This window comes from Azonexus caeni (genome assembly GCF_048146105.1).
GTDB classification, from domain to species: Bacteria; Pseudomonadota; Gammaproteobacteria; order Burkholderiales; family Rhodocyclaceae; genus Azonexus; species Azonexus aromaticus_B.
The window spans coordinates 208,215-231,197 of sequence record NZ_JBKJAD010000002.1; the positions used below are offsets into that span (position 1 = coordinate 208,215).

Below are 22,983 nucleotides of genomic sequence, written 5' to 3' on the forward strand. Positions count from 1 at the left end.
CCCAAGCCAACGCCATCCCATAAGACAAATATGTCCTTGCATAGCGCCCCCACGCCGGCCCGTTTCCTGCAATCCTTCATTTTCGCCAGCCGCTGGATCCAGGCGCCGCTCTACGTCGGCCTGATCGTCGCCCAACTGGTCTATGTCTGGCTGTTCATGGTCGAACTCAGCCATCTGGTGTCCGGTGCCTTCGGGCCGCACAAGATGACCGAAGCCGACATCATGCTGATCGTCCTCGGCCTGATCGACGTCGTGATGATCGCCAACCTGCTGATCATGGTCATCGTCGGCGGCTATGAAACCTTCGTCTCGCGCCTCGAACTCGAGGACCACCCGGACCAGCCGGAATGGCTCAGCCACGTCAACGCCGGGGTGCTGAAGATCAAGCTGTCGACGGCGATCATCGGCATCTCGTCGATCCATCTGCTGAAAAGTTTCATCAACGCCGGCAACCTGCCCGAACACACGCTCTACTGGCAGGTGGCGATCCACCTGGTGTTCATCGTCTCGGCCGTCGCCATGGCCCTGGTCGACAAGATCATGACCCAGACCCTCATTCTTCAACACAACAACCACTGACCCGGAGTTGCGCATGACCGCCATCAAGCAGGAAGACCTGATCCAGTCCGTCGCCGATGCCTTCCAGTACATCAGCTACTACCACCCGCTCGATTACATCAAGGCGCTCGGTGAAGCCTACGAGCGCGAAGAAGCGCCGGCTGCCAAGGACGCCATCGCCCAGATCCTGACCAACTCCCGGATGGCCGCCGAAGGCCATCGTCCGATCTGCCAGGACACCGGCATCGGCATGGTCTTCATCAAGGTCGGCATGCACGTCACCTGGCCGGATGCCACCATGAGCATCCAGGAAATGATCAACGAGGGTGTGCGTCGCGCCTACGCCAACCCGGACAATCCGCTGCGCGCTTCCGTGCTCGCCGACCCGGCCGGCGCCCGCCGGAACACCAAGGACAACACCCCGGCCGTGGTGCATTTCGAGATTGTCGAAGGCCATCACGTCGAAGTGATCTGCGCGGCCAAGGGCGGCGGCTCGGAAGCCAAGTCCAAGTTCGCCATGCTCAACCCGTCCGACGACCTGGTCGACTGGGTCCTGCACAAGATTCCGGAAATGGGCGCTGGCTGGTGCCCGCCGGGGATCATCGGCATCGGCATCGGCGGCACGCCGGAAAAGGCCATGCTGCTGGCCAAGGAATCGATCATGGCGCCGGTCGACATCCATGAACTGAAGGCGCGCGGCCCGCAGAACCGCGCCGAGGAACTGCGTCTCGAACTGTTCGAGAAGATCAACGCGCTCGGCGTCGGCGCCCAGGGCCTCGGTGGCCTGACCACCGTGCTCGACGTCAAGGTGCTCGACTATCCCTGCCACGCCGCGAACCTGCCGGTCGCGCTGGTCCCGAATTGCGCCGCCACCCGCCACTGCCACTTCCACCTCGACGGTAGCGGCCCGGCCAAGCTGGAAGTGCCGAAGCTGGAAGACTGGCCGGCCGTCACCTGGACGCCGGACCTGAAGTCGGCGACCCGCGTCAATCTCGATACCCTGACCAAGGAAGAAGTCGCCTCCTGGAAGGTCGGCCAGAAGCTGCTCCTCAACGGCAAGATGCTCACCGGCCGCGACGCCGCGCACAAGCGCATCGCCGACATGCTGGCGGCGGGTGAAAAGTTGCCGGTGGACTTCACCAACCGCATCATCTACTACGTTGGCCCGGTCGACCCGGTGCGCGACGAAGTCGTCGGCCCGGCCGGCCCGACCACTGCCACGCGCATGGACAAGTTCACCCGCATGATGCTGGAAAAGACCGGCCTCATTTCGATGGTCGGCAAGTCCGAGCGTGGTGAAACCGCCATCGCGGCGATCAAGGATAACAAGAGTGCCTACCTGATGGCCGTCGGCGGCGCTGCCTACCTGGTCGCCAAGGCGATCAAGTCGGCCAAGGTGGTCGGTTTCGCCGACCTCGGCATGGAAGCCATCTACGAGTTCGACGTGCAGGACATGCCGGTGACGGTGGCCGTCGATTCGGGCGGCAACAACGTGCACGAAAGCGGCCCCAAGGAATGGCAGGTCAAGATCGGCAAGATTCCGGTCAAGAGCTGATCCGGCACCACCGCCGGCAAAGGCCGTCCGCGCTGCGCGGACGGCCTTTTTTCTTGGTGGAGGACGATCCGGATAAATTTCGTAACAAATCGTCGCACAAGGACTGATGGAAAAATCGCTGGCGAGCGCAAATATACGGCCCGTAACCATCACCCGAGGAGGACCGCATGTCACTCAACCGCCTGAAGCTCACCGTCGCCGCCATTGCCGTCTCCGCCGCCATTGGCGGTGCCTGGGCCCTGGGCCAGGCACCGGTTGCCGCAGCCACGCCGGTGGCGCCGCCCCCGGCCCCCGTCGTCGCCCCACTCGCCGCGCCCGTTCCCGCTGGCTACCCCGACATGCGCAGCATCGTCGCCAGCAACGCGCCGGCGGTCGTCAACATCAGCGTCAGCGGCAACCGCAAGACCGCCGCCAACGTCCCCGGCATGCCGCAGATCGACCCCGACGATCCCTTCTTCCAGTTCTTCCGCCAGTTCCGCGGCATGGTGCCACAGGACAACACGCCGGTACGCGGCCTCGGCTCCGGCTTCATCGTCAGCCCCGACGGCACCGTGCTGACCAACGCCCACGTCGTCGCCGACGCCGACGAAGTGATCGTCAAGCTCAACGACAAGCGCGAGTTCAAGGCCAAGATCCTCGGCATGGACCAGGCCAGCGACGTCGCCGTGCTCAAGATCGACGGCAAGAACCTGCCGACGGTGCGCGTCGGTAGCGCCAAGGCGTCGCAGGTCGGCGAATGGGTGCTCGCCATCGGCTCGCCCTACGGCTTCGAATCGAGCGCCAGCGCCGGCATCATCTCCGCCAAGTCGCGCAGCCTGCCGGACGGCAGCTACGTTCCCTTCCTGCAGACCGATGTCGCGGTCAATCCCGGCAACTCCGGCGGCCCGCTGTTCAACATGCGCGGCGAAGTGATCGGCATCAACTCGCAGATCTACTCGCGCAGCGGCGGTTACCAGGGTCTCTCCTTCGCCATCCCGATCGAGGTGGCGATGAACGTCGAGCGGCAGATCGTCGCCCACGGCAAGGTCGAGCGCGGCCGCCTCGGCGTCGCCATCCAGGAAGTCGACCAGGCGCTGGCTGACAGCTTCGGCCTCGCCCGTCCCGCCGGCGCCCTCGTCTCCTCGGTCGACAAGGACGGTCCCGCTGGCCGCGCCGGCCTCGAAGCGGGCGACGTGATCCTCGGCATCGACGGCCAGGCGGTGGAGATCTCCGGCGAACTGCCATCGATCATCGCCGCCAAGCGACCGGGCGAGACAGTGCGTCTGCAGGTCTGGCGCAACAAGGCGGCGCGCGACATCACGGTGAAGGTCGGCGCCTTCCAGGACGACAAGGTCGCCGCAGCCGAACCGGCCAAGGCCGACAAGGGCCGCCTCGGCGTCGCCGTCCGTCGGCTGACCCCGGAAGAACGCCGGCAAAGCGGCATCGCCGGCGGACTCCTCGTCGAACAAGCGAGCGGCGCTGCCGCCCGTGCCGGCATCCGGCCAGGCGACGTGATCCTGTCGGTCAACGGCGAATCAGTAAACGACACTGAGCAGTTGCGCCAGTTGATCGGCAAATCCGGCAAGAAGGTCGCCCTGCTGATCGAGCGCGGCAAGGCCCGGCTTTTCGTGCCGGTCGAACTGGGCTGACGCGGCAGCGCGAAAAATGACACAGGGGCCGGCGCAAGCTGGCTCCTTTTTGCTGGGTGGCGGCCAAGTCAGCTGGGCATTGCCGTAGAATCACGGCGTCGCCTGCGGCTGCCACGCCCATCATGAACGCGCAAGACCTCGCCCACCTGATTCCTCTCTCGGACCTCTCCAGCGCCGCCTTGACCCAGGCCTGCGCGCTGGCTCGCCCCTTCGTCGCCGAGCCCGGGCAACTCGTCTTCCCGCAGAAAAGCGCCGATGCTCACAGCTACTATCTGCTGTCCGGCGAAGTCGCGCTCGACCGCGAGGACGGTTCGTCGCCGACCCGCCTGAGCGCCGGCACGCCTGCCGCCCGGCACCCGCTGGCGCGCCAGAAGCCGCGCGCCTTCAGTTGCCGGGCGATGTGCCGCTCGCTGCTGGTGGTCTTCGGCGACGACGACCTCGACCACCTGCTGACGCGCGACCAGGCCACCGCCTATGAAGTCACCGAGTTCGAAGGCGACGATCCGCAATGGATGTTCGACGTGCTAAAGAATCCGGCCTTCAGCAAGGTGCCGCCGGGCAACCTGCATCGTCTCTTCGGCCGCTTCGAAGCGCTGCCGGTTGCCGCCGGCCAGGTCGTCGTCCGCCAGGGCGAGCCCGGCGACCACTACTACCTGATCCGCTCCGGCAGCGCGCGCGTCACCCGTCGTGCCGGCGAGCAGAAGGAAATCGTCCTCGCCGCCCTCGCCGCCGGCCAGGGATTCGGCGAGGAGGCGCTGCTTTCCGGCGAGCCGCGCAACGCGACGGTGACGATGACCAGCGCCGGCGAACTGATGCGCCTGCCGGCCGCCGATTTCGACGCGCTGCTGCGCGCGCCGCTGGTCCGTCAGGTGACGCTGCTCGAAGGCGCCCGCCTGATCAAGCAGGGTGCGCGCCTGATCGACGTCCGGCTGGAAGCCGAATTCGCCGCCGGCAGCCTGAAGGGCAGCAGCAACATCCCCTTGTATTTGCTGCGCCTGAAAGCCGACAGCCTCGACCGCCGCGTACCCTGCATCCTGTTCTGCCAGAGCGGTCGCCGCAGCAGTGCCGCCGCCTTCCTGCTCGCCCAGCGCGGTTTCGACGCGCGGGTGCTGAGCGGCGGGCTGGATGCCCTGGACGGAACGGCCTGAGGCCGGAAAATCCCCGGAAAACGGCCAAGTTCGGGTAAAGTGCGCGGCTTTTGCCGCCTGCCTGCCATGAAATCCGCCAGACGCCGTACCACCTACCCTGCCGTTTCCTTCCCGCCGGCACTCGACGCTCTCGTCGACGCCGAAGTTCAGGAGAAGGGCTACAGCAACCACCCGGAAGCGATGCAGAGCTTCAGCAAATACCTGAAGCGGGCCATCGCCTTCGAGCAGAAACAGCGCTACGGCCGCTGAGCGGCCGTAGCTGGCGGATCAGTTCAGTTTTTCCGGACTGCCGCAGCACTGCTTGAACTTCTTGCCGCTGCCGCAGGGACAGGGATCGTTGCGGCCGGTTTTCGGTTCCTCGCGCTGCACCGTGCCGCCGCCGCGCTTGGCGCGCCAGAAGTTGTACAGGGTCTGGACGATCACCGGCAGGTTTTCCTGGATGTCGGCGATCAGCCGCGCTTCCTCGGCCGGCGGGAACCAGCGCTCGCCGTTCTTCTCGGCGTCTTCCTTGAGCATGCCGTTGAGCACGAACAGCGGTTCGAGCAGTTCGTCGAGATCGTCGGCGTGCTTGCCGGCGAGGTCGTACCAGTCGCCGCCCAGCCCCGCGCCGTAGATGTAGGCGTCGGCCCAGGCCGCGAAATCGTATTCCTCGGAACCTTCGTCGACCGGGTAGAGCAGCGGCGAGACCATTTCGTCGGCGAGCAGCGCTGCAGCGATGCCGTTGTTCAGGCGCATCAGCAGTTCGACGGTTTCGCCGACCAGCGGATCGTCGCTCTTCTCGATACCGGCGCCGAGTACCTCGGGTAGCCATTCGCCCGGCGGGATCGGCTGCGGGCAACTGACAACGGCGCAGATCAGCGCCTGTGCTTCGTCGAGGCGCATCGCCTCCTCGCCGAAAACTTCTGCCTCGAGCAATTCTTCAAGCCGGTCGAGATCGGCTTCGGTCAATGGATTCGGATTCATCTGTGGTTCCTCGGGAATGGTTGAATCATAGCCCAGATTGCCGGTCATTCAGGCGCGGCCGGCGAATTCGCGGCCCTGGCGTCGCCCTGGGCCGGATCAGAATTCGTTCTGCAAACGTTTGTAGCCCTGTACCAGTTCGTGGCTGGTACGCACGACGTCTTCCGAGAATTCGGTGGCGGCGGCGCTGACGCGCGGGACAGAGGAGAGATCGGTCTTCGGCCTGATGCGCAGGGAACAGGCGCGTTTGCGAAGGCGAAGCGCTTGCGCATCAGCATTCGGCTTTCGTCTCGCCGACGTCGCGCACCCCACAGAACATGGCGAAGGCCTGTTCGATCATGCCCCGCGGAATGTCCCGCACGATGAAGACCAGGCGGCTGCGCCGGTCGTTGTAGGGAGCCTGCGCCGGCCAGTCGTCGAGCCGGCTGTAGGGATACATGACGTGCTGCACGCACTGCACGACGCGCGGCTTGTGGTCGCCGACCACATTGAGTAGCCCCTTGATGCGCAGGATGCGGTCGCCCATGCCGTCGAGCAGGGTCGCCACGGCGTCGGCGAACGAAACCCAGGCCAGGGGCTGATCGAAGGTCAGGGCAAAACTGTAGACATGGGCATCATGACGATCGACATCGTGTTCGTGGTGGTGATGACCAGACGCCCGCCGAGCTTCCTCGCGCACTTTCTCCTCGGCCAGCCAGCCGGCGACGTCCGGCGTCTTGGCGGCGGGGTCGTAGAGACCGCAATCGGTCAACGCGGCGACGGCCAGAACGCCTTGCCGTACCGGGAGCTGGGCAGCGGCCGGGTTGAGGCGGGCCAGGGTGCGGCCGACCGCGGCCAGTTGCTCGCCGCTGGCTAGGTCGCATTTGCTGAGCAGCAGCCGATCGGCCATCGCCACCTGCTTGACCGGCTCGGGATGGTGGGCGAGCTGGCCGAGGATGTGGGTGCTATCGACGACGGTGACGACGCCATCGGTACGGAAGCGCTCGGCAATGAAGAAATCTTCCATCAGCGTGAAAATGACCGGCGCCGGATCGGCCAGCCCCGTCGTTTCGATGATGACCCGGTTGAGCGGCGGCAGTTCGCGCCGCAGGCTGCGCATGAAGAGTTCCTTGAGGCTCTTCTCGAGGTCGCTGCGCACCGTGCAGCAGATGCAACCGGAATCGAGCATGACCAGGTCTTCGTCGATTTTGGTCACCAGATGGTGATCGACCGCGACACTGCCGAATTCGTTGATCAATACCGCGGTCCGGTTCATCTCGGGCTGCGTCAGCAGGTGGTTGAGCAGGGTCGTCTTGCCGGCGCCGAGGAAGCCGGTAAGCAGGGTGACCGGAATGCGTCGGTCGCTGGCGGAAGGATTCATGGCCTTGCCTCGCTGTTGTGCTCGCCGCCAATGCGGCAAGCGGACAGGACGGCGGCGCGCCCGGCAGGCGTGGAGTTTTTCATCGGACTGGGTTCCGGAAGGCGGCTCGCTGGCGACAAGCAGCGGCGGGATCGGGGGCGGAAAAATGCAATGTTATAACACCGCACCGCCGACTTCCATGCCGGACAGGCAGCCAGCACGTATTCGCAAGGCTCAAGGCCATCCACAAGCGCCCTTCCCCTACCCGTTCGCCCCGGCATGCGCTGCTCCGCCCCGCTGCTGCATGAAGCGCCCCGGCGGCACGCCGAAGGCGCGTTTGAACATCGCCGAGAACGCCGCTGGGCTGGCGTAGCCGAGTTCGGCGGCGACTTCGCCGCTCGGGCGGCCGCGGCCGATCAGGTCGAGGGCGCGGGCCAGGCGCAGTTGCTGGCGCCAGGCGCCGAAGCTCATCTTCAGTTCGTCGGCGAAGAGGCGCGCCAGCGTGCGTTCGCTGGCGCCGACGCGGGCCGCCCAGTCGGCGAGTGGGCGGTTGTCGGCGGGGTCGTCGAAGAGCGCGCCGCACAGCGCCTGCAGCCGGCGGTCGCGCGGTAGCGGCAGGCCGAGCGAAAGCGGCGGGGCGATGCCGATTTCGCTGAGCAGGAGCTGGATCATCTGCTGGCGGCGCGCCGTTTCGCTTTCGCCAAGCGCGCTCAGGGCTTCGATCAGCGCCCGCATCAGGTCCGAGACCTCGACCACCGAGCAGGCGTCGAGCGGCAGCGGCGCGGCTTCGGTGGCGATGTAGACGGTGCGCAGCTCGACCTGGCCGAGCATCACCACTTCGTGCTCGATGTGCGGCGGAATCCACACCGCGCGGAAAGCCGGCACCAGCCAGGCCATGCCGGCGGCAGCGATGCGCAGCGCGCCGCGCAGCGGGAAGGCGAGTTGCGCCCAGTCGTGGCTGTGCGCCGGCACATGGACGTCGGCCGGCAGGCGGCGCAGGTTGACGGTGAGCGGCTCGGCGGCGGTCGGCGCGCGACGCGGGCAGGGATCGAAAGGCAGGGTTGTCAGCATTGCGATAATTTTTGTCGGACTATCGCGTTCGCGTCAATAGGCCGGCTGGTTAAACTCGTCGCATAACAAAAGCCCCACCCCGACCCCGACATGACGACCACCACCCTGCCCCGCCCCGCCGCCGGCGACATCGAGACGATCGCGCTGATCGGCTTCGTCCATGGCGTTTCGCATTTCTTCCACCTCCTACTGCCGCCGCTGTTCCCGTGGCTGATGGCCGATTTCGGCCTCAACTTCACTGCCGTCGGCGTGACGATGACGGTCTTCTTCGTGATTTCCGGGATCGGCCAGGCTGCCGCCGGCTTCTTCGTCGACCGTTTCGGCGCCTTCCGCGTGCTCTTCGCCGGCATCTGCTGCTTCGTGCTGGCCGGCGTCACTCTGCACTTCGCCAGCGGTCTGCCCTGGCTGATCGCCGCCGCGGCGCTCGCCGGGCTGGGCAACAGCGTCTTCCATCCGGCCGATTTCACGGTGCTCAACCGGCGCGTTTCGCAGCCGCGCCTCGGCCATGCCTTCTCGGTGCATGGGCTGTCCGGCAACCTCGGCTGGGCGGCGGCGCCGGTGTTCATGACCGGCATCGCCGCCGTCGCTGGCTGGCGCGAGGCGGCGCTCGGGGCCAGCGTCGTCGCCATCATCGCCCTCGGCATCCTGAGCTGGCGCCGCCTGGCGATTGCCGACCCGCTCGCCGAACACGCCGCCAAGCAGAGCGGCGAAGCCGTGCCGCCGCTCGCCTTCCTGCGCGTGCCGGCAGTCTGGCTGTGCTTCCTGTTCTTCTTCCTGATCACCGCCGCCTTCGGCGCCATCCAGAACTTCGCCACGCCGATCCTGCAGGCGCTGTACGCCTTCAGCCTGGGTAGCGCGGCGACGGCGCTGTCCACCTATCTGCTCGGCGGCGCCGCCGGCATCGTGCTCGGCGGTTTCCTGGCGCAGAAGAACGCGCACGACGGGCTGATCGCCGGCGCCCTCGGCGTCGCCGCGTTGCTCGCGCTGCTTCTTGCCAGCGGCCTGCCGCCGGCCTGGAGCATCCTGCCGTTGATGGGGGCGATCGGTTTCTGCACCGGCGTCGCCGGTCCGTCGCGCGACCTGCTGGTGCGCCGTGCGGCGACGGCGCGCTTCGGCCAGGCGGCGTTCGGGCGCATCTACGGCTTCGTCTATTCCGGGCTCGACCTCGGGCTGGCGACGGCGCCGCTGATTTTCGGGCGGCTGATGGACAGCGGCAATTTCAGCGGCGTGTTGTTCGGCATCGCCATCTTCCAGGCGCTCGCCATCTTCACCGCGCTGCGCGTCGGCAAGGCCGGCTGAGCTACAGGCCGCGCGCCCAGGCCGGGCGCAGCGGCGCTTCGCCAGCGATGGCCTGGCGCACCTGGGCAAGCAGGCGTTCCTTGTCGGCACCGAGCGTGCCCTTGAGGACCAGCCAGTTCGACGCGTGGTCGGAACGAAAGACCGTGCGCTTGAGTTCCAGGCCGCTCAGTAAGATCTCCATCTCGGCGAACAACTCCGGCTGGGTCAGCGGTTCCCAGCCGGGAAAACCGGCGCGCAGGCGCTGTTCGCCCTTGGGAAAACTGACCACCAGCGTCGCCAGATATTCGGGCTGGGTGGCGTTGGCCAGGCACGCCGAGTTTTCGGCGTGCTGACGCGACAGTTCGCGCCCGCCGAGACCGTTGAGGATCATCACCGACCGGCTGATACCGGCGGCGCCGAGCTTGTTCAGCGCGTCGACGGTGGAGTCGAAGGTTTCGCCCTTGCTGACCGCGGCGAGCACCGTGTCGTCGCCCGATTCGGCGCCGACATAGACCATGCTCAACCCGGCGGCGGCGAGTTCGTCGATCTCCTGCTGACTTTTCTTCTTCAGGTTACGCGGCAGGCAGTAGCTGGAAATCCGCCGCACCGCCGGCAGGTGGGCACGGATCGCCTCGAGCACGGTGAGCAGGCGGCGCGTCGGCAGGACCAGCGCATCGCCGTCGGCCAGGAAGACGCGGCGGATGTCGCTGCCGTAACGTTCGCCGGTGGCGCGGATGCTGTCCAGCACCTCAGCCTCGTCGCGAGCGCGGAATTTCTTCTGCGGCGCGGTGTACATCTCGCAGAAGGTGCATTGGTTCCACGAACAGCCGTCGGTCACCGGCAGGATCAGCGATTCGGCTTCCGACGGCGGCCGGAACACCGGCTCGACGTAGCGGATCGGGATCATGCGCCGGCCATCCTTTCGGCGAACACCGCCGGCACCTTGACCTTGCTGCGCGTCGCGTAGTCGAAGAAGACGATGCCGTGCTTGCCGCGCGCCACTTCGCGGCCGCTCGCCTGGTCGTTCAGTTGCCAGACCAGGTCGCAGCCGTAATCGTGGAAATCGGCGGCGGCGAAGGCGATCACCAGCGTCTCGCCGTGGAAGGCTTCGGAACGGTACTGGGCGGCGACGTCGGCAACGACGATGCCGGGCCCGCCGACGTCGAGTTCGCTCCAGCCGAAATGCTTGAAGAAGCGCACCCGCGCCTCGGCGACCAGCATCAGCAGCGCGGCGTTGTCGAGGTGGTGGCCGTAGTTGATGTGCTGGATGTAGATCGGGATTTCGGTGCTGAAAACGAACTTCTCGGGCAGGGCGATCTTGATGCGGGGCATGGTGTCAGTCCGGCGGATAAAGGCGGCATTCTAGGCCGGCGGCTCATTTGCCGAACAGGCCCTTGAGTTTGTCGCCAAGTTTTTCTTCCAGCTTCTTGCCGGCCTTTTCCTTCAGTTCGTCCTTCTTCTCGTCGAGTTTGGCTTTCGCCGCGTCCTTGAGCAGTTCACCGGCCTCCAGCGAATAGGAAAGATTGTCGAAGGGCCCGCGCAGGCGGACCGGCACGGTGATCCCGCGCAATTCGTCGCGTTCCTTGCCTTCCTGCCCCTTCGAGGTTTCGACGACGCTGACTTTCGCCAGGTAGTCGATCTGGCTGTTGCCGATATCGATGTCGCCGGCACCGGCCAGGCGCAGGAAGGGCGATTTCATCGCCAGGTCGTCGTTGTGGGCGACGCCGTTGGCGATCCGGAAGCTGGCGACCAGTTCCGAGAAATCGGTCTTCTCGGCAGCGTTCGGCGCGCTCGCCGCGCCCTTGCCGCCGCGCAGCACCGCCTTCGCGTCGCGCAACTGCTTGGCCAGGTTGACGCCGCGGATGGCGCCATCCTTCAGTGCCAGCGAGGCCTGCCCGGCCAGCCCGCGCTTCAGCGCATCGACCGTGGCGCCACGGGTATTGACGTTGAGCGTCACCGTGCCGCGACCTTCCAGCGGCTCCTTGTGGATCAGGTCGGCGAGCAGCGGGCGGATGTCGATGCCGGAGAGGTTCTGGCGGACGGTAAACACATTGCCCCGGGCATTGACCCCGAGCGCGCCGTCGAGGCTGCCGCCGTAGAGCTTCGCCTGCATCGACGTCACGTCCAGCCGGCCGTCGGCGGCGGCCAGGCGCGCCGCCAGCGCCGAGAGTTTCAGGCCCTTCGCCTGCAACTGGCCGATGGCCAGCTTGCCGCGGAAGTTGAGCGCTTCGAGCGCGCTCAGGTCGATCTTCGCCGCCGGCTTCTCCGCCTTGCCGCCTGCGCCAGCATCGCCGCCCGCCGCGCCCGGCTTGGCCGGCGGCAGGTAGTGATCGACGTTCAACTGGTCGATGTTCAGGTCGAAATCGAAGAAGAGCGGCGACAGGCGTTCGACCGCCAGTTTCAGCGCGATGTTCGAGGCGTCGAGCTGGGTGTCGAGCGTGAGGTCGGCGGTGGATTTGCCGAGATCGAGCGCCAGCTTGCCGGACAGCGGCAGCTTGACGCTGCCCATCGGCATGGCCGGGCTGCTCAGCGCGAGCTTGCCGGAAAACGGCGTCGCCAGGCGCTGCTCGGCAAACTTGATGGCGGGCAGTTCGATGCTCGCTTCGAAGCGATCGTCGCCGCTACTGCCGCGCAGCGCCAGCTTGAGTTGGTCGATGGCGAGGCTGCCGGCGGCGCCGTCGGCCTGGACGCGGCCGGTGGAGAAATCGAGCGCCGACAGCTTGGTCGTCTTGCCGGCCATTTCGTCGCGCCAGGTGAAGCGGGCGTCGCGCAAGGCCAGGCCGGCGATGTCGAGCTGCAGCGGCTGGCTGCCAGCGGCCGGCGCCTTTTCTTCCTGGTTGGCGGGCTTTGCCGCGGCCTCGCCGGCCGTCAGGTCGTCGATGTTGAGCTTGCCGTCGCGACGCTTGACCAGGGTCAGCGCCAGGCCGTCGATGCCGATCTCGCGTGCTTCGACCTTGCCGGCCAGCAAGGGCATCACCGCGACGGCAACGCGCAACGATTCGAGCGCCGCAAACTCGGTCTTGCCGTCGGCTTCGGACAGGCTGACCTGGCCGGCGCTGACCGCCACTTCCGGCCACAGCGAGAGGCTGACATCGCCGCCAATCACCAAGGTACGACCGGTCTTGACCGCCACCTGTTCGACCAGGTGACGCTTGATCGCCGCCGCATCGAACAGCGCGTAGGCGACGCCGGCGGCGAGCCCGAGCAGGGCGATCAGCGCGGCAAGCGCCAGGGCAAGTTTGCGCAGGACTGACATGTTCAGAGCACTCCGAAAATCCGACAGGCGACAGCCTAGCAAAAGCCGGCATCGATGACTGTTCGCAAGTGTAAGACTGCAGCCGTGCAGTCATGTGACAGCGTTAAACTTTCACCATGCCGCTCAGCACCGTCCGAGAAATCTTCGTCGCCTTCCTGCACCTCGGCCTGACCGCCTTCGGCGGGCCGGTCGCCCATCTCGCCTACTTCCGCGACGAATTCGTACACCGTCGCCGCTGGCTGAGCGATGCCGCCTACGCCGACCTGGTCGCCCTGTGCCAGTTCCTGCCCGGCCCGGCGAGCAGCCAGGTCGGACTGGCGCTCGGCCTGCAGCGCGCCGGCTATCGCGGAGCGCTTGCCGCCTGGTGCGGCTTCACGCTGCCGTCGGCGATCCTGATGATTCTTTTCGCACTCGGTCTGGCCGAATTCGGCCAAAGCCTGCCCCACGGACTGCTCACCGGACTCAAGATCGTCGCCGTGGCGGTCGTCGCCCAGGCGGTCTGGGGCATGGGCCGCAGCCTCTGCCCGGACTGGCCGCGGCGCCTGCTTGCCCTGCTTGGCGCCGCACTGCTGCTGGCCTGGCCGGGTATCGCCGGACAACTGGCGGTGATCGCTGGCGGCGCGCTGGGCGGGCTGGCGCTCGGTGCCGCCGTCCCGGCCGCCGGCCCGGAACGGCTCGCCGACGGCATCGGCCGACGCGACGCAAGCTTCTGGCTGGCGCTCTTCGCCGCCGGCCTGCTCGGCCTGCCCTGGCTCGCCGCGACGCTCGCCACGCCGGCGCTGGCCATGGTCGATGCCTTCTATCGCGTCGGCGCGCTGGTCTTCGGCGGCGGCCACGTCGTCCTGCCCTTGCTGCAGACGGCCATGATCGACCTTGGCCGGGTCGACAATGAAACCTTCCTGGCCGGCTACGGCGTTGCCCAGGCGGTACCCGGCCCGCTGTTCACCTTCGCCGCTTTCCTTGGCGCCGCCGGCGGTGCCACGCCGAACGGCTGGGCCGGCGGCCTGCTGGCGCTGGCGGCGATCTTCGCCCCGGCCTTCCTGCTGGTTGCCGGCGCCCTGCCCTTCTGGGACGCGCTGCGCGCCAACGCCCGCGCCCGGGCGGCGCTGGCCGGGATCAACTCGGCGGTGGTCGGCATCCTGCTCGCCGCGCTTTACGACCCGGTATGGACCGGCGCCATCCACGGCCCCGGCGAACTGGCGCTGGCCGCCGTCGCGCTGGCCGCGCTGACCTGGGGAAAACAGCCGCCGTGGCGCGTCGTCGCCGGCTGCGCGCTGGCCGGGGCGCTGCTCCTCTAGCTTTTCGCTGCCGCGCCGCAGGCGTGGCAGAAGCGGGCGAAGGCACTCTTGCGTTCGTTGCAGGCAGTGCAGTGGTCGAACAGGCAGATGCCGCAATGCGGACAGTAGTCGATCGCCGTGTTGGCCAGATCAACGCTGCGCTCGCAGCCCGGGCAGACCTTCTTGCCCAGCCGTGCCAGGGCGACGTCGTAGGACAGTTCCTTGCGCCGTTCGACGTCGGGCAGCGCCTCGGCCAGCTTCTGGCGCTCGAGGTAGCGGTTCAGCGCCAGGATCGCGTAGCGGCCGACCAGCACGGTGAGGACGATGCCGACGCTGTAGCGGATCCAGCCGCCGTAGCTCGGGATGTAGGGCACCAATTCGACGAAGAAGGCAAACAGCGCGAAGTAGATGAAGCCCCAGACGAACGGCCACCAGGTGCTCTTGCGCTGCTTGGCGAAGAGCCAGCCGGCGACGCCGAGCAGTGGCAGAGTCAGTGCCAGGCGATAGCCGAAGACGCGCAGTTCCTGACTGCGCATTTCGTCGTGGTAGCGTTCGGCGGCGGCCGCGCGCAGTTCGCCCAGTGCCGACTGGGCGCGCGCTTCCGCCTGTTGCTGGTCGAGCAGCGTTTGCTGCTGCGCCTGCACCGCGGCCAGCGCCTTGCGCTCGAGGGCCTTCAAGGCGTCAAGCGCGGCGGTGCGGACGATCAGTTCGCGGTCCTGCTCGGGGCGCTCGGTGGCGCGCCGGGTGGCCAGCCAGTTGGCGAAGGTGTCGCGGGCGCTGGCGGCGTCGGCGCGGGCGACGTTGTGTTTCAGTTCGGCCTGGTCGAGCGCGTCCTGCGCCGCCTGGCGCGCGAGCTGGGCGGCGTCGATCTCGGCGCGCAGTTTGCCGGCGGCGACCGGGTCGAGAAAATTCTCAAGGCTCAGCGTCGCTTCGACGCGCGGCAGGTTCTCGACGATGTTGCCGCCAAGCCCGATCAGGAAACTGCCGAAAGCCAGGGCGACCAGCCACAATCCGAAGCGGAACCAGCGTTCCGACCAGCGCAATGCCTTGCTCATCTTCTTTCTCCGCAGGTGGTGACGGGTCGATGATACGCGCATGACCGGGAATTGACTTCGCCCGGCCGCCGCCTACAATCGCGCCAGTCATGAGACCCACCGCCTTCCGCCTGCGCCCCGCGCAGGCCGCCGATCTTTCCGCCATCCTCGCCGTGCAGCACCAGTGCTACCTGCCGTCGATGAACGAGGACGCCACCACCTGGGCCGGCCGTCTGGCCGCCGCCGCCGGTTTCGTCTGGGTCGGCGAACAAGCCGGCGCAGTCGGCGCCTATCTCGCCACCTACCCGTCGCGTCTCGGCAAGGTGACGCCGCTGGGCGGCGACTTTGCGCCCGCCGCCAACGCTGACTGCCTCTACCTGCACGACCTCGCGGTGGCGCCGAGCGCCGCCGGCCGCGGTCTCGGCGCGCGCCTGGTCGCGTGCGCGCTGGCCGCCGCCCGCCGCCACGGCTGGCGGCACGCCGCGCTGGTCTGTGTGCAGGACGCCTATACCTTCTGGCTGCGCCAGGGCTTCAGCGAACCGGCGACGCTGGCGCCGGCCGCGCAGGCGGCGCTCGCCAGCTATCCCGGTCCGGCGCGCTACATGACGCGCCCGCTCGACTGAGCCTCAGATCTCGCTGATCACCGCCGCCGCCGGCAGGCGCGACTTCGGCAGCCGGGCGTTGAAATCGTCGCCACTGCTGTAACCGAGCGCGGTCAACACGACGCAGCGCAGCCCCTGCGCCTCCAGGTCGAGCGCGGCGTCGATCGCCGCCGCGTCGATGCCTTCCATCGGGCAGGCGTCGATGCCGAGCGCGGCGGCGCCGAAAAGCAGCGCTCCGAGCGCGATGTAGATCTGCTTTTCGGTCCACCGCGGCAGATCGTTCAACTGGTCGCGGTGCAGGTTGGTGTAGAAGCTGCGCGCGTTGTGCTGGGTCGCCTTCGCCTCGGCGGTGGCAAAGCGGCCGTCGGCATCTTCCTGGTCGGCCAGCGCCTGCAGGTGGGCGTCGTCGAGATCGCGGCGGACACAGTGGACGACCACGTGCGACGCGTTGCGCACCTTGGGCGCGTTGTACTCGAAGCGGCCGGCCAGCGTCGCGGCAATCTTCTCCTTGCCTTCGGCGGTGCTGGCGACGATGAAGTGCCAGGGCTGCGAATTGACCGACGACGGGGCAAAGCGCAGCAAGGTCTTCAACTGTTCGATGGCGGCGGGATCGACCTTGCGGGTCGGATCGAAGGCCTTGCAGGTACGGCGGGTGGTGGCGATTTCGGCAACGTTCATGAAGGGTTCTCCAATGGGGGACGGGACTTGGTCAGCGAGCTTAGCAGGAAGTTCGCCGCTTCAGATCAGGCCCATGTCGCGCGCCAGCACCGCCGCTTCGGCGCGCGACGAAACGTTGAGCTTGCGGTAGAGGTCCTTCACGTAACCGGCCACCGTATGCTGCGAAATCGCCAGCAGGCGCGCCGTCTCGGCCTGCGTGATGCCCTTGGCAATCAGCCGCAGGACTTCGGTTTCGCGCGCGGTCAGGGCCACCGGCGGCGTCACCGGGCGGTTGAAGAAGGCCAGCATGCGGCGGGCGATGGCCGGCGACAGCGGCGGCTCGCCGGCGGCGATACCGCGCAGCGCGACGACGATGGCCGACACCGGCTGGTCCTTCAGCAGATAGCCGCGGGCGCCGGCGCGCAGGGCCGGGAAGACGTGGCCATCGTCGTCGTAGATGCTGGCGACGACGCACAGCGTCGCCATCCGTCTCGAAGCCAGCGAGGATGCCCTGCACCTGAGCATCGCCGACGACGGCCGCGGCCTGGCCGAAGACGCCCTGCCGCGCGGCCGCGGTCTGCGCAACATGCAGGTGCGCGCCCAGCGACTGGGCGGCGAAGTGGTGCAGGTCAACGGCGACGGGGGCGGTTGCCGGATCGCCCTGCGCGTCCCGCTCACCGCCCCCGTCGCTTGATTCCCGGCGCGTTTAGAAAGCCACGCGCACCCCGACGCTGCCCGACCATTGCGGGTCGTTGCCGTCCGACGCGACATTGACCGAAGTCGCCAGCGCAGCGCTGCGCGTCAGGCGGTGGTCGATCTCCAGACCGAGCCGGCCCCAGGTCTCGGTATCGTGCGAACTGCCGGTGTTGAAGGCAAAGCCGCCGGCACCCAGCAACAGACCACTGCTACCGCCGCTGCGGTTGCGCGCAACGACCAGTTCGCCGCTCGCCCGCAGGTCGGTGTTGGCACCCAGCGCCAGGCGACCGACCAGGCCGCCGCGCAACTCGTCGCTGCGCCGCTGCTGGCTGCCGTAGGCAACCGGGAAACCGCCGCCGGTTTCGGTATAGCTGTCGAGCTTGCTGCTGACGTGCGTGTAGGCGACGAAGGGGCTCCAGGAAACCTCGCCGGTCCGCCAGGCATCGTAGCGATCGACCCGCAGGCGCAGCGCCCAGCTCGTCGCGTCCGGCGTACCGGTCGACGCATCGGCGACGCCGGCATTCAGGTAACCGCGGCGCAAGCTGGTGTCCATCCGGCCATAGAGACCGGTCACGCTGTACACCCAGTCACGCCGGGTTCCGGGCGCGTAATCGGCCTCGAGCACCAGATAACTGCCGTCGGCCTTGCTACGTCCGCCAAAGGCCTGATCCTGCCGGTAGTCGTTGCGGCCGACGCCGACGCCCCAGCGCAGGTTTGGCGTCAGGTCGTGATAGACGCCGAACTCGCCGAGCACCTGACGGCCGTCGCCGTCCCGTTCGTGGGCGTAGTCGCCGGTCGCCCAGAAACCGATGCCGCGCTCGCCGCTGACGCCGGAATCGATCAGCGTCCGGTGGTGCGCGCCCCACAGGTTGAGGCCGAAGCGCTGCGAGATCGCATTCAGCGCCTGCTGCCACAGCGCCAGCGAACGGTTGAAATCGGTCAGGCCGATGACGCCGCTGCCGCCGCCGGTATTTCCGCCGCCGGTATTTCCGCCGCCCGTGTTTCCGCCGCCCGTGTTTCCGCCACCCGTGTTTCCGCCACCCGTGTTACCTCCACCCGTGTTGCCGCCTCCTGTGTTGCCGCCGCCGGTATTGCCGCCGCTGACCCTGGCCAGATAGCTTTGGGTCCGCCCATCGATCTGCCCCTTGCCGATGACGGCATTGCCGCTGGCATCGACCGCCACCGCATCGCTGAAGGTATTGCTGCCGACGGCGACGCCGTTGGCGGTGAGCCAGTCGCTGACCGTCTGCAGTCCGCCGGCGGCCGTCCAGCGGAAGGCGTAAGCGCCGCGGATGCTGGGAATCAGCGGGGTCGGCTGGTCGGCGCTGCCGACGACGACGCTGCCGTCGGCATTGACGCCGTTGGCGATGCTGTAGGTACCGCCATTCAGGGTGCCGAGGCCGAGCATGCCGCCCGCAGCGGTCCACCGGAAAGCCTCAGGGATATCGTTGACGCCGACGCCGCGCGAAATGCCGACCACCGTGCTGCCGTCGGCCGACACCGCGTAGGCGCGGCTGCTCGGGGTCATCGTGCCGACCACCGGATCGTTGTCGGAAGCGAGCACGCCCAGCCCCTGCATGCCACCGCCCGGTGTCCAGACGAAGGCCTCTTCGACCTGACCGCTGATATGGACGAGGTTGCTGCCCTGATAGCCGAGAACCATCGTGCTGCCGTAGCCGACGACCGTATCGCCGCTGGCATCGATGCTGCGGCCGAAACTGCTGGTGAAGGCGCCGCCGTTGAGATCCTGGACCGACCAGCCGGCAGCGCCGTCGAGCCAGCGCACGGCGTGGTAGCCGCCGCCGCTGGCATAACTGAAACCGGCCACCTTGCGGCCGTCGCCGGCAATCGCCCAGGCCTGGCTGGCGATGGTGCCCGGCCCGCTCGCCAGGTCCGGCAACTGGGTCATGGTGGCGCCGTTCCAGACCAGCGCCCGCGCGCTGGGGCTGCTGTAGCTGGGCAAGGCCCAGCCGGCGACGACCGAGCCGTCGGTGGACGCCGCCTGGGCGACCACCTGCTCGTAACCGGCCGGACCGTCCAGCTGCGTGTTGCCACCCGGCGAGAATTTGTAGGCGCGGTAATTGAAGGCGTCGAGACGCACCGTGCCGACCGCGACATTGCCGTCACCGGACAGCCCCATCACTGCGGCGCCGACGTTGGTCGGCAGGTTGTAATCCAGCCCGTCGATACCGGCCATGGCCGGCGCGTGCAGCAAACTGACCAGACCGCAGGAGAACAACGCGGCGACCAGACGTTTCGGCGTAAATGTCATTGCCAACCCCTGAAATATGTAAATTGTTGTAAACCCTGGCAAGTATCTTCAGAAGCCCCCTTGGTCACTACCCCGCAAACGCGGGGGGAGGCGGCATTTTCTGGCGCCGGCAAGCGCCAAGCCAGACTGGCCGAGCTGGCGCCGAGATCAGCAAAATGCGGGATTGCCCTTCCGCCCCCGGGGTATCTTCACATTCCTGTAAAAGCCCGTCGCACGACAAACCACTAGCACTACGGCATACTTCAAACCATCGTTTTGCATAACCGGAGATCAAAAGTGTCGGCAGCAGAAAACTACGTTCAGGAACTCGCCCTCGCCACCGAATTGCTGCCGCTGTCGCCAGCGGAAGAAGCCGGATTTGAGTCGCGAGCAAGCACCGCGCCCCTGGACGAGGCCAGCGACCAGGCCTCGCTCCTCGAATTCGGCATGAACCTGATGGAACGCCGCCAGCCGAAGCCGCCGCGCAAGCCGCCCCCGGCCGTCGACGCCAACGCCCTGCTCTCCTTCGTCGTCGGCGTCAGCCCGCAGGAACGCGAGGACGCACTGTATTCCGTCCAGCTCGCCTCGCGCAGCGCCAGCGCCCTGTTCGACCGCTTCAAGCAGACCGAAGCCTGGTACGGCAAGTACATCGAAACCCTGGAAAAACTCGGCTGGACCAGCGAGCAGTTCGCCTTCAGCAAGTACGAGCAGGCCGAGGGCGAACTGCGCATGGACCAGGCCGCGCTCGCCGTGATCGCCGCCATCGCCACGCAGAACCAGCTTGCCGTGCTCAACCAGTCGCTCGAAGCGCTCAAGGCGCTGGCCGAAGAAGACGGCGCGATCCGCCTGTTCGACTTCCACACCACCGCCGAGACGAGCGGCAATTTCCAGATCGGCGCCGTGCAGAAGTCGGAAGACGGCGTCATCTCGATGGCGCTCGGCGCCTTCCACTTCACCTCCGACGACCAGCGCCGCCGCTTCCTGTTCTTCTCCTGGGGCGAACGCAGCGTCGAATTGTGGACCGCCGCCCAGAAGATGACCTTCAACGCCAAGCACTACGCCCGCCTGCGCGACGCCGTGGAAGACAAGCTCGGCGACGCTGCCGAACTCTACATCGGCGAACTGGAAATCGCCTGAGCAACTGGCGACGCCCGACGCCTGACGTTAGAATCGGGCGGTTTTGAACATCCCGCGGTTTCCGCCGCGCCTGACTGAAACCGCCCGATGACCGATTACTCCGCCGCCTCGATCCGCGTTCTCAAGGATCTCGAACCCGTCAAGGAACGCCCCGGCATGTACACCCGGACGACCTGCCCGACGCACATCGTCCAGGAAGTCATCGACAACTCGGCTGACGAGGCGCTGGCCGGCTACGCCAAGAAGATCGCGGTGCGCGTCGGCGCCGACGGGGTAATCGAAGTTTCCGACAACGGGCGCGGCATCCCGGTCGAGATTCACCCGGAAGAAGGCCGGCCGGCGGTCGAGCTGGTGTTCTGCAAGCTGCACGCCGGCGGCAAGTTCAACAAGAAGGAAGCCGGCAACGCCTACCGTTTCTCCGGTGGCCTGCACGGCGTCGGCGTCTCGGTGACCAACGCGCTGTCGACCCGCCTGGAAGTCGAGATCAAGCGCGGCGGCGGCGTGCACAAGATCGTCTTTGCCGACGGCTTCGTCGTCGAACCGCTGGCGAAGATCGGCGAGGTCGGCCCGCGCACCACCGGCACGACGGTACGCATCGCGCCCGACCCGAAGTATTTCGATTCGCCCAGGATCAACCTCGGCCAGCTCGAACACCTGCTGCGCTCGAAGGCGGTGCTGATGCCCAATGTCAGCGTCGAGCTGGCGGTCGACGGCCAGGAAACCAAGACCTGGTGCTACCGCAACGGCATGGCCGACTACCTGGCCGAGATGATGGCCGGCACGCCGGTGGCGCCGATCTTCGTCGGCGAGAAATACGTCGAGGTGGAAAACGGTTTCGCCGTCGGCGAAGGCGCGACCTGGGCGCTGGCCTGGTTCGAGGAAGGCGGTGGCAAGCCGGAATCCTACGTCAACCTGATCCCGACGCTCGACGGCGGCACCCACGAGGCCGGGCTGAAGGCCGGCGTCTTCGACGCGGTCAAGGCCTTCGCCGAGCACCACGCGATCCTGCCGGCCAAGGTCAAGCTGGCGCAGGAAGACGTTTGCGGGCGGATGACCTTCCTCCTCTCGGCCAAGGTCCTCGACCCGCAATTCCAGGGTCAGACCAAGGAAAAGCTGACGTCGCGCGACGCCTACAAGCTGGTTTCGCAGATGGTGCGCGATCCCTTCGAACTGTGGCTGAACAGCCACGCCGACCATGGCAAAAAGATCGCCGAACTTGCCGTCAAGGCGGCGCAGAACCGCATGAAGTCGACGCAGAAGGTCGAGAAGAAGAAATCCTCCGGCATCGCCACCCTGCCCGGCAAGCTGACCGACTGCGAATCCGACGACATTTCGCGCAACGAAATCTTCCTGGTCGAGGGCGATTCCGCCGGCGGCTCGGCCAAGCAGGGCCGCGACAAGGAAACGCAAGCCGTCCTGCCCTTGCGCGGCAAGGTACTCAACACCTGGGAAGTCGACCGCGACCAGTTGTTCAAGAACAACGAAGTGCATGACATTTCCGTCGCCATCGGCGTCGACCCGCACGGCCTCGACCAACTCGACACGGTCGATGTTTCCGGCCTGCGCTACGGCCGCATCATCGTCATGTCCGACGCCGACGTCGACGGCTCGCACATCCAGGTGCTGCTGTTCACCCTCTTCCTCAAGCACTTCCCGGCGCTGGTCGAGAAGGGCCACATCCACGTCGCCCAGCCGCCGCTGTTCCGCGTCGATGTCGAGGCCAAGGGCCACACGCGCAAGATCTATTGCCTCGACGAGGCGGAGAAGGAACAGACCCTGCGCAAGCTGCGCGACGAAGGCGTCAATGAAAACAAGATCACCGTCTCGCGCTTCAAGGGCCTGGGCGAGATGAACCCGGACCAGCTCTGGGAAACCACGCTCTGCCCGGACACCCGCCGCCTGGTGCCGTTCCAGGCCGAGCGCGAGACGATCCGCCGCATGCACCAGACCTTCACGCTGCTGATGGGCAAGGGCGAAGCGTCGGGCCGCCGGCAGTGGATGGAGAAGGACGGCGGGCTGGTGGAAACCGACGTCTGAGGCAGGGCAACGCCAGCCTTGCCCTCCTTTCAACTACCCCCGATATTCAATCTCACCGGCGTCGGACGCCGGCCACGCCGCGCTGCCCGCGACGAACCAGGTCTGCCGCTGGCCATCCGGGAAGACTAACGCCACCCGCCAGGCCAGACGATCAGGGACGCCATCGAAGGAAAGCACTGGCATTTCCGCCCGAGCACCCCTACCCGCCGCAGCTTCAGCCCGGGCGGCGATGCTCGCCGGGTCGAGCCAGTCTGCGGCAGCCGGCGCGGCATCGAGCCGACCGCCAGCGAACAGCGAGAATCGCTGCAGGACCAGTTGCGGCGTCAGCAGGGCGTAGGCCGGCAGGTGTCCGGCGTCGACGAAGGGCGCCAGCCAGGCGTGCAAGCCGCCCTGCGCATCGAGTACCGGCAGCAAGTCGCCGGGTGGCACTTCCGGACAGCCGGGCAGGACGAAAGCGCCCGCGGCATGGAGGGCCGCGAAGCGCTTCGTCACTGCCTTG

The 22,983-nt window shown here is 67.2% G+C and carries 22 protein-coding genes; 11 read left to right on the forward strand and 11 right to left on the reverse strand.

The window, feature by feature from the left end; genetic code table 11:
* Window positions 1–30: 30 nt before the first annotated feature.
* The 5 genes from ACLIIZ_RS04070 (at window position 31) to ACLIIZ_RS04090 (ending at window position 5,138) form a co-directional block, all read left to right on the forward strand.
* A complete protein-coding gene (locus ACLIIZ_RS04070; RefSeq protein ID WP_416690917.1) occupies window positions 31–579 on the forward strand; it encodes a TIGR00645 family protein in 549 nt (182 codons plus the stop codon).
* 13 nt (window positions 580–592) lie between these two features.
* On the forward strand, window positions 593–2,113 hold the full coding sequence (locus ACLIIZ_RS04075) for a fumarate hydratase (protein WP_416690918.1): 1,521 nt from the start codon (window positions 593–595) through the stop codon (window positions 2,111–2,113).
* Window positions 2,114–2,280: 167 nt separating this feature from the next.
* Entirely contained in the window at window positions 2,281–3,741 is a 1,461-nt protein-coding gene (locus ACLIIZ_RS04080) for a Do family serine endopeptidase (protein WP_416690919.1), read from the forward strand.
* A 122-nt stretch (window positions 3,742–3,863) separates the two neighbouring features.
* Window positions 3,864–4,889, forward strand: coding sequence for a cyclic nucleotide-binding domain-containing protein (locus tag ACLIIZ_RS04085; RefSeq protein WP_416690920.1), 1,026 nt, complete (start codon window positions 3,864–3,866; stop codon window positions 4,887–4,889).
* Window positions 4,890–4,955: 66 nt separating this feature from the next.
* Window positions 4,956–5,138 (forward strand): hypothetical protein, encoded by a 183-nt coding sequence (locus tag ACLIIZ_RS04090; RefSeq protein ID WP_416690921.1) that lies wholly within the window; start codon window positions 4,956–4,958, stop codon window positions 5,136–5,138.
* 18 nt (window positions 5,139–5,156) lie between these two features.
* Here ACLIIZ_RS04090 and ACLIIZ_RS04095 read toward each other — a convergent pair whose 3' ends face one another.
* From ACLIIZ_RS04095 to ACLIIZ_RS04105, 3 genes are all read right to left on the reverse strand, one after another.
* Window positions 5,157–5,852 carry a UPF0149 family protein gene (locus ACLIIZ_RS04095; RefSeq protein ID WP_416690922.1) on the reverse strand — a complete coding sequence of 232 codons (696 nt, stop codon included), beginning with the start codon at window positions 5,850–5,852 and terminating at the stop codon, window positions 5,157–5,159.
* A gap of 268 nt (window positions 5,853–6,120) precedes the next feature.
* Window positions 6,121–7,209 (reverse strand): CobW family GTP-binding protein, encoded by a 1,089-nt coding sequence (locus ACLIIZ_RS04100; protein ID WP_416690923.1) that lies wholly within the window; start codon window positions 7,207–7,209, stop codon window positions 6,121–6,123.
* Between the two features lie 240 nt (window positions 7,210–7,449).
* A complete protein-coding gene (locus ACLIIZ_RS04105) occupies window positions 7,450–8,259 on the reverse strand; it encodes an AraC family transcriptional regulator (protein WP_416690924.1) in 810 nt (269 codons plus the stop codon).
* 90 nt (window positions 8,260–8,349) lie between these two features.
* Between ACLIIZ_RS04105 and ACLIIZ_RS04110 the strand changes: the two genes are divergently transcribed.
* Complete coding sequence (locus ACLIIZ_RS04110; RefSeq protein WP_416690925.1) at window positions 8,350–9,558, forward strand: MFS transporter; 1,209 nt, start codon at window positions 8,350–8,352, stop codon at window positions 9,556–9,558.
* A 1-nt stretch (window position 9,559) separates the two neighbouring features.
* Here the strand turns inward: ACLIIZ_RS04110 and ACLIIZ_RS04115 are convergent, their stop codons facing one another.
* The 3 genes from ACLIIZ_RS04115 to ACLIIZ_RS04125 are packed head-to-tail and all read right to left on the reverse strand — an operon-like array spanning window position 9,560 to window position 12,793.
* Window positions 9,560–10,444, reverse strand: coding sequence for a radical SAM protein (locus tag ACLIIZ_RS04115; RefSeq protein ID WP_416690926.1), 885 nt, complete (start codon window positions 10,442–10,444; stop codon window positions 9,560–9,562).
* Window positions 10,441–10,869 (reverse strand): acyl-CoA thioesterase, encoded by a 429-nt coding sequence (locus ACLIIZ_RS04120; protein ID WP_121459029.1) that lies wholly within the window; start codon window positions 10,867–10,869, stop codon window positions 10,441–10,443. Before ACLIIZ_RS04120 ends, ACLIIZ_RS04115 begins: the two co-directional genes overlap by 4 nt.
* A gap of 43 nt (window positions 10,870–10,912) precedes the next feature.
* Complete coding sequence (locus tag ACLIIZ_RS04125) at window positions 10,913–12,793, reverse strand: AsmA family protein (RefSeq protein WP_416690927.1); 1,881 nt, start codon at window positions 12,791–12,793, stop codon at window positions 10,913–10,915.
* 116 nt (window positions 12,794–12,909) lie between these two features.
* Between ACLIIZ_RS04125 and chrA the strand changes: the two genes are divergently transcribed.
* Window positions 12,910–14,091: a chromate efflux transporter gene (gene chrA / locus ACLIIZ_RS04130; RefSeq protein WP_416690928.1), complete on the forward strand. Its 1,182-nt coding sequence runs from the start codon at window positions 12,910–12,912 to the stop codon at window positions 14,089–14,091.
* Here chrA and ACLIIZ_RS04135 read toward each other — a convergent pair.
* Window positions 14,088–15,125 carry a serine endopeptidase gene (locus ACLIIZ_RS04135; RefSeq protein WP_416690929.1) on the reverse strand — a complete coding sequence of 346 codons (1,038 nt, stop codon included), beginning with the start codon at window positions 15,123–15,125 and terminating at the stop codon, window positions 14,088–14,090. The genes chrA and ACLIIZ_RS04135 overlap by 4 nt on opposite strands.
* An 89-nt stretch (window positions 15,126–15,214) precedes the next feature.
* Between ACLIIZ_RS04135 and ACLIIZ_RS04140 the strand changes: the two genes are divergently transcribed.
* The gene (locus ACLIIZ_RS04140) at window positions 15,215–15,727 is read left to right on the forward strand and encodes a GNAT family N-acetyltransferase (RefSeq protein ID WP_416690930.1); all 513 of its coding nucleotides are present in this window, start codon (window positions 15,215–15,217) and stop codon (window positions 15,725–15,727) included.
* Window positions 15,728–15,730: 3 nt separating this feature from the next.
* On the opposite strand, the gene nfsB is transcribed toward ACLIIZ_RS04140, so the two are convergent.
* Together nfsB and ACLIIZ_RS04150 are read right to left on the reverse strand one after the other, a co-directional pair.
* Entirely contained in the window at window positions 15,731–16,384 is a 654-nt protein-coding gene (gene nfsB / locus ACLIIZ_RS04145; protein WP_416690931.1) for an oxygen-insensitive NAD(P)H nitroreductase, read from the reverse strand.
* A gap of 60 nt (window positions 16,385–16,444) precedes the next feature.
* On the reverse strand, window positions 16,445–16,849 hold the full coding sequence (locus ACLIIZ_RS04150) for a LuxR C-terminal-related transcriptional regulator (protein ID WP_416690932.1): 405 nt from the start codon (window positions 16,847–16,849) through the stop codon (window positions 16,445–16,447).
* On the opposite strand from ACLIIZ_RS04150, the gene ACLIIZ_RS04155 reads away from it, so the two are divergent.
* On the forward strand, window positions 16,821–17,057 hold the full coding sequence (locus ACLIIZ_RS04155; RefSeq protein ID WP_416690933.1) for an ATP-binding protein: 237 nt from the start codon (window positions 16,821–16,823) through the stop codon (window positions 17,055–17,057). The two genes, ACLIIZ_RS04150 and ACLIIZ_RS04155, sit on opposite strands and share 29 nt — an antisense overlap.
* 12 nt (window positions 17,058–17,069) lie before the next feature.
* Here ACLIIZ_RS04155 and ACLIIZ_RS04160 read toward each other — a convergent pair whose 3' ends face one another.
* Window positions 17,070–19,331 (reverse strand): autotransporter domain-containing protein, encoded by a 2,262-nt coding sequence (locus ACLIIZ_RS04160; RefSeq protein WP_416690934.1) that lies wholly within the window; start codon window positions 19,329–19,331, stop codon window positions 17,070–17,072.
* 276 nt (window positions 19,332–19,607) lie between these two features.
* On the opposite strand from ACLIIZ_RS04160, the gene ACLIIZ_RS04165 reads away from it, so the two are divergent.
* Window positions 19,608–20,447, forward strand: a complete 840-nt coding sequence (locus ACLIIZ_RS04165) for a hypothetical protein (protein ID WP_416690935.1) — start codon at window positions 19,608–19,610, stop codon at window positions 20,445–20,447.
* 87 nt (window positions 20,448–20,534) lie between these two features.
* Window positions 20,535–22,484, forward strand: coding sequence for a DNA topoisomerase IV subunit B (gene parE / locus ACLIIZ_RS04170; protein WP_416690936.1), 1,950 nt, complete (start codon window positions 20,535–20,537; stop codon window positions 22,482–22,484).
* A gap of 33 nt (window positions 22,485–22,517) precedes the next feature.
* Here parE and ACLIIZ_RS04175 read toward each other — a convergent pair whose 3' ends face one another.
* Window positions 22,518–22,976 (reverse strand): hypothetical protein, encoded by a 459-nt coding sequence (locus tag ACLIIZ_RS04175; RefSeq protein WP_416690937.1) that lies wholly within the window; start codon window positions 22,974–22,976, stop codon window positions 22,518–22,520.
* Between the last annotated feature and the right edge of the window lie 7 nt (window positions 22,977–22,983).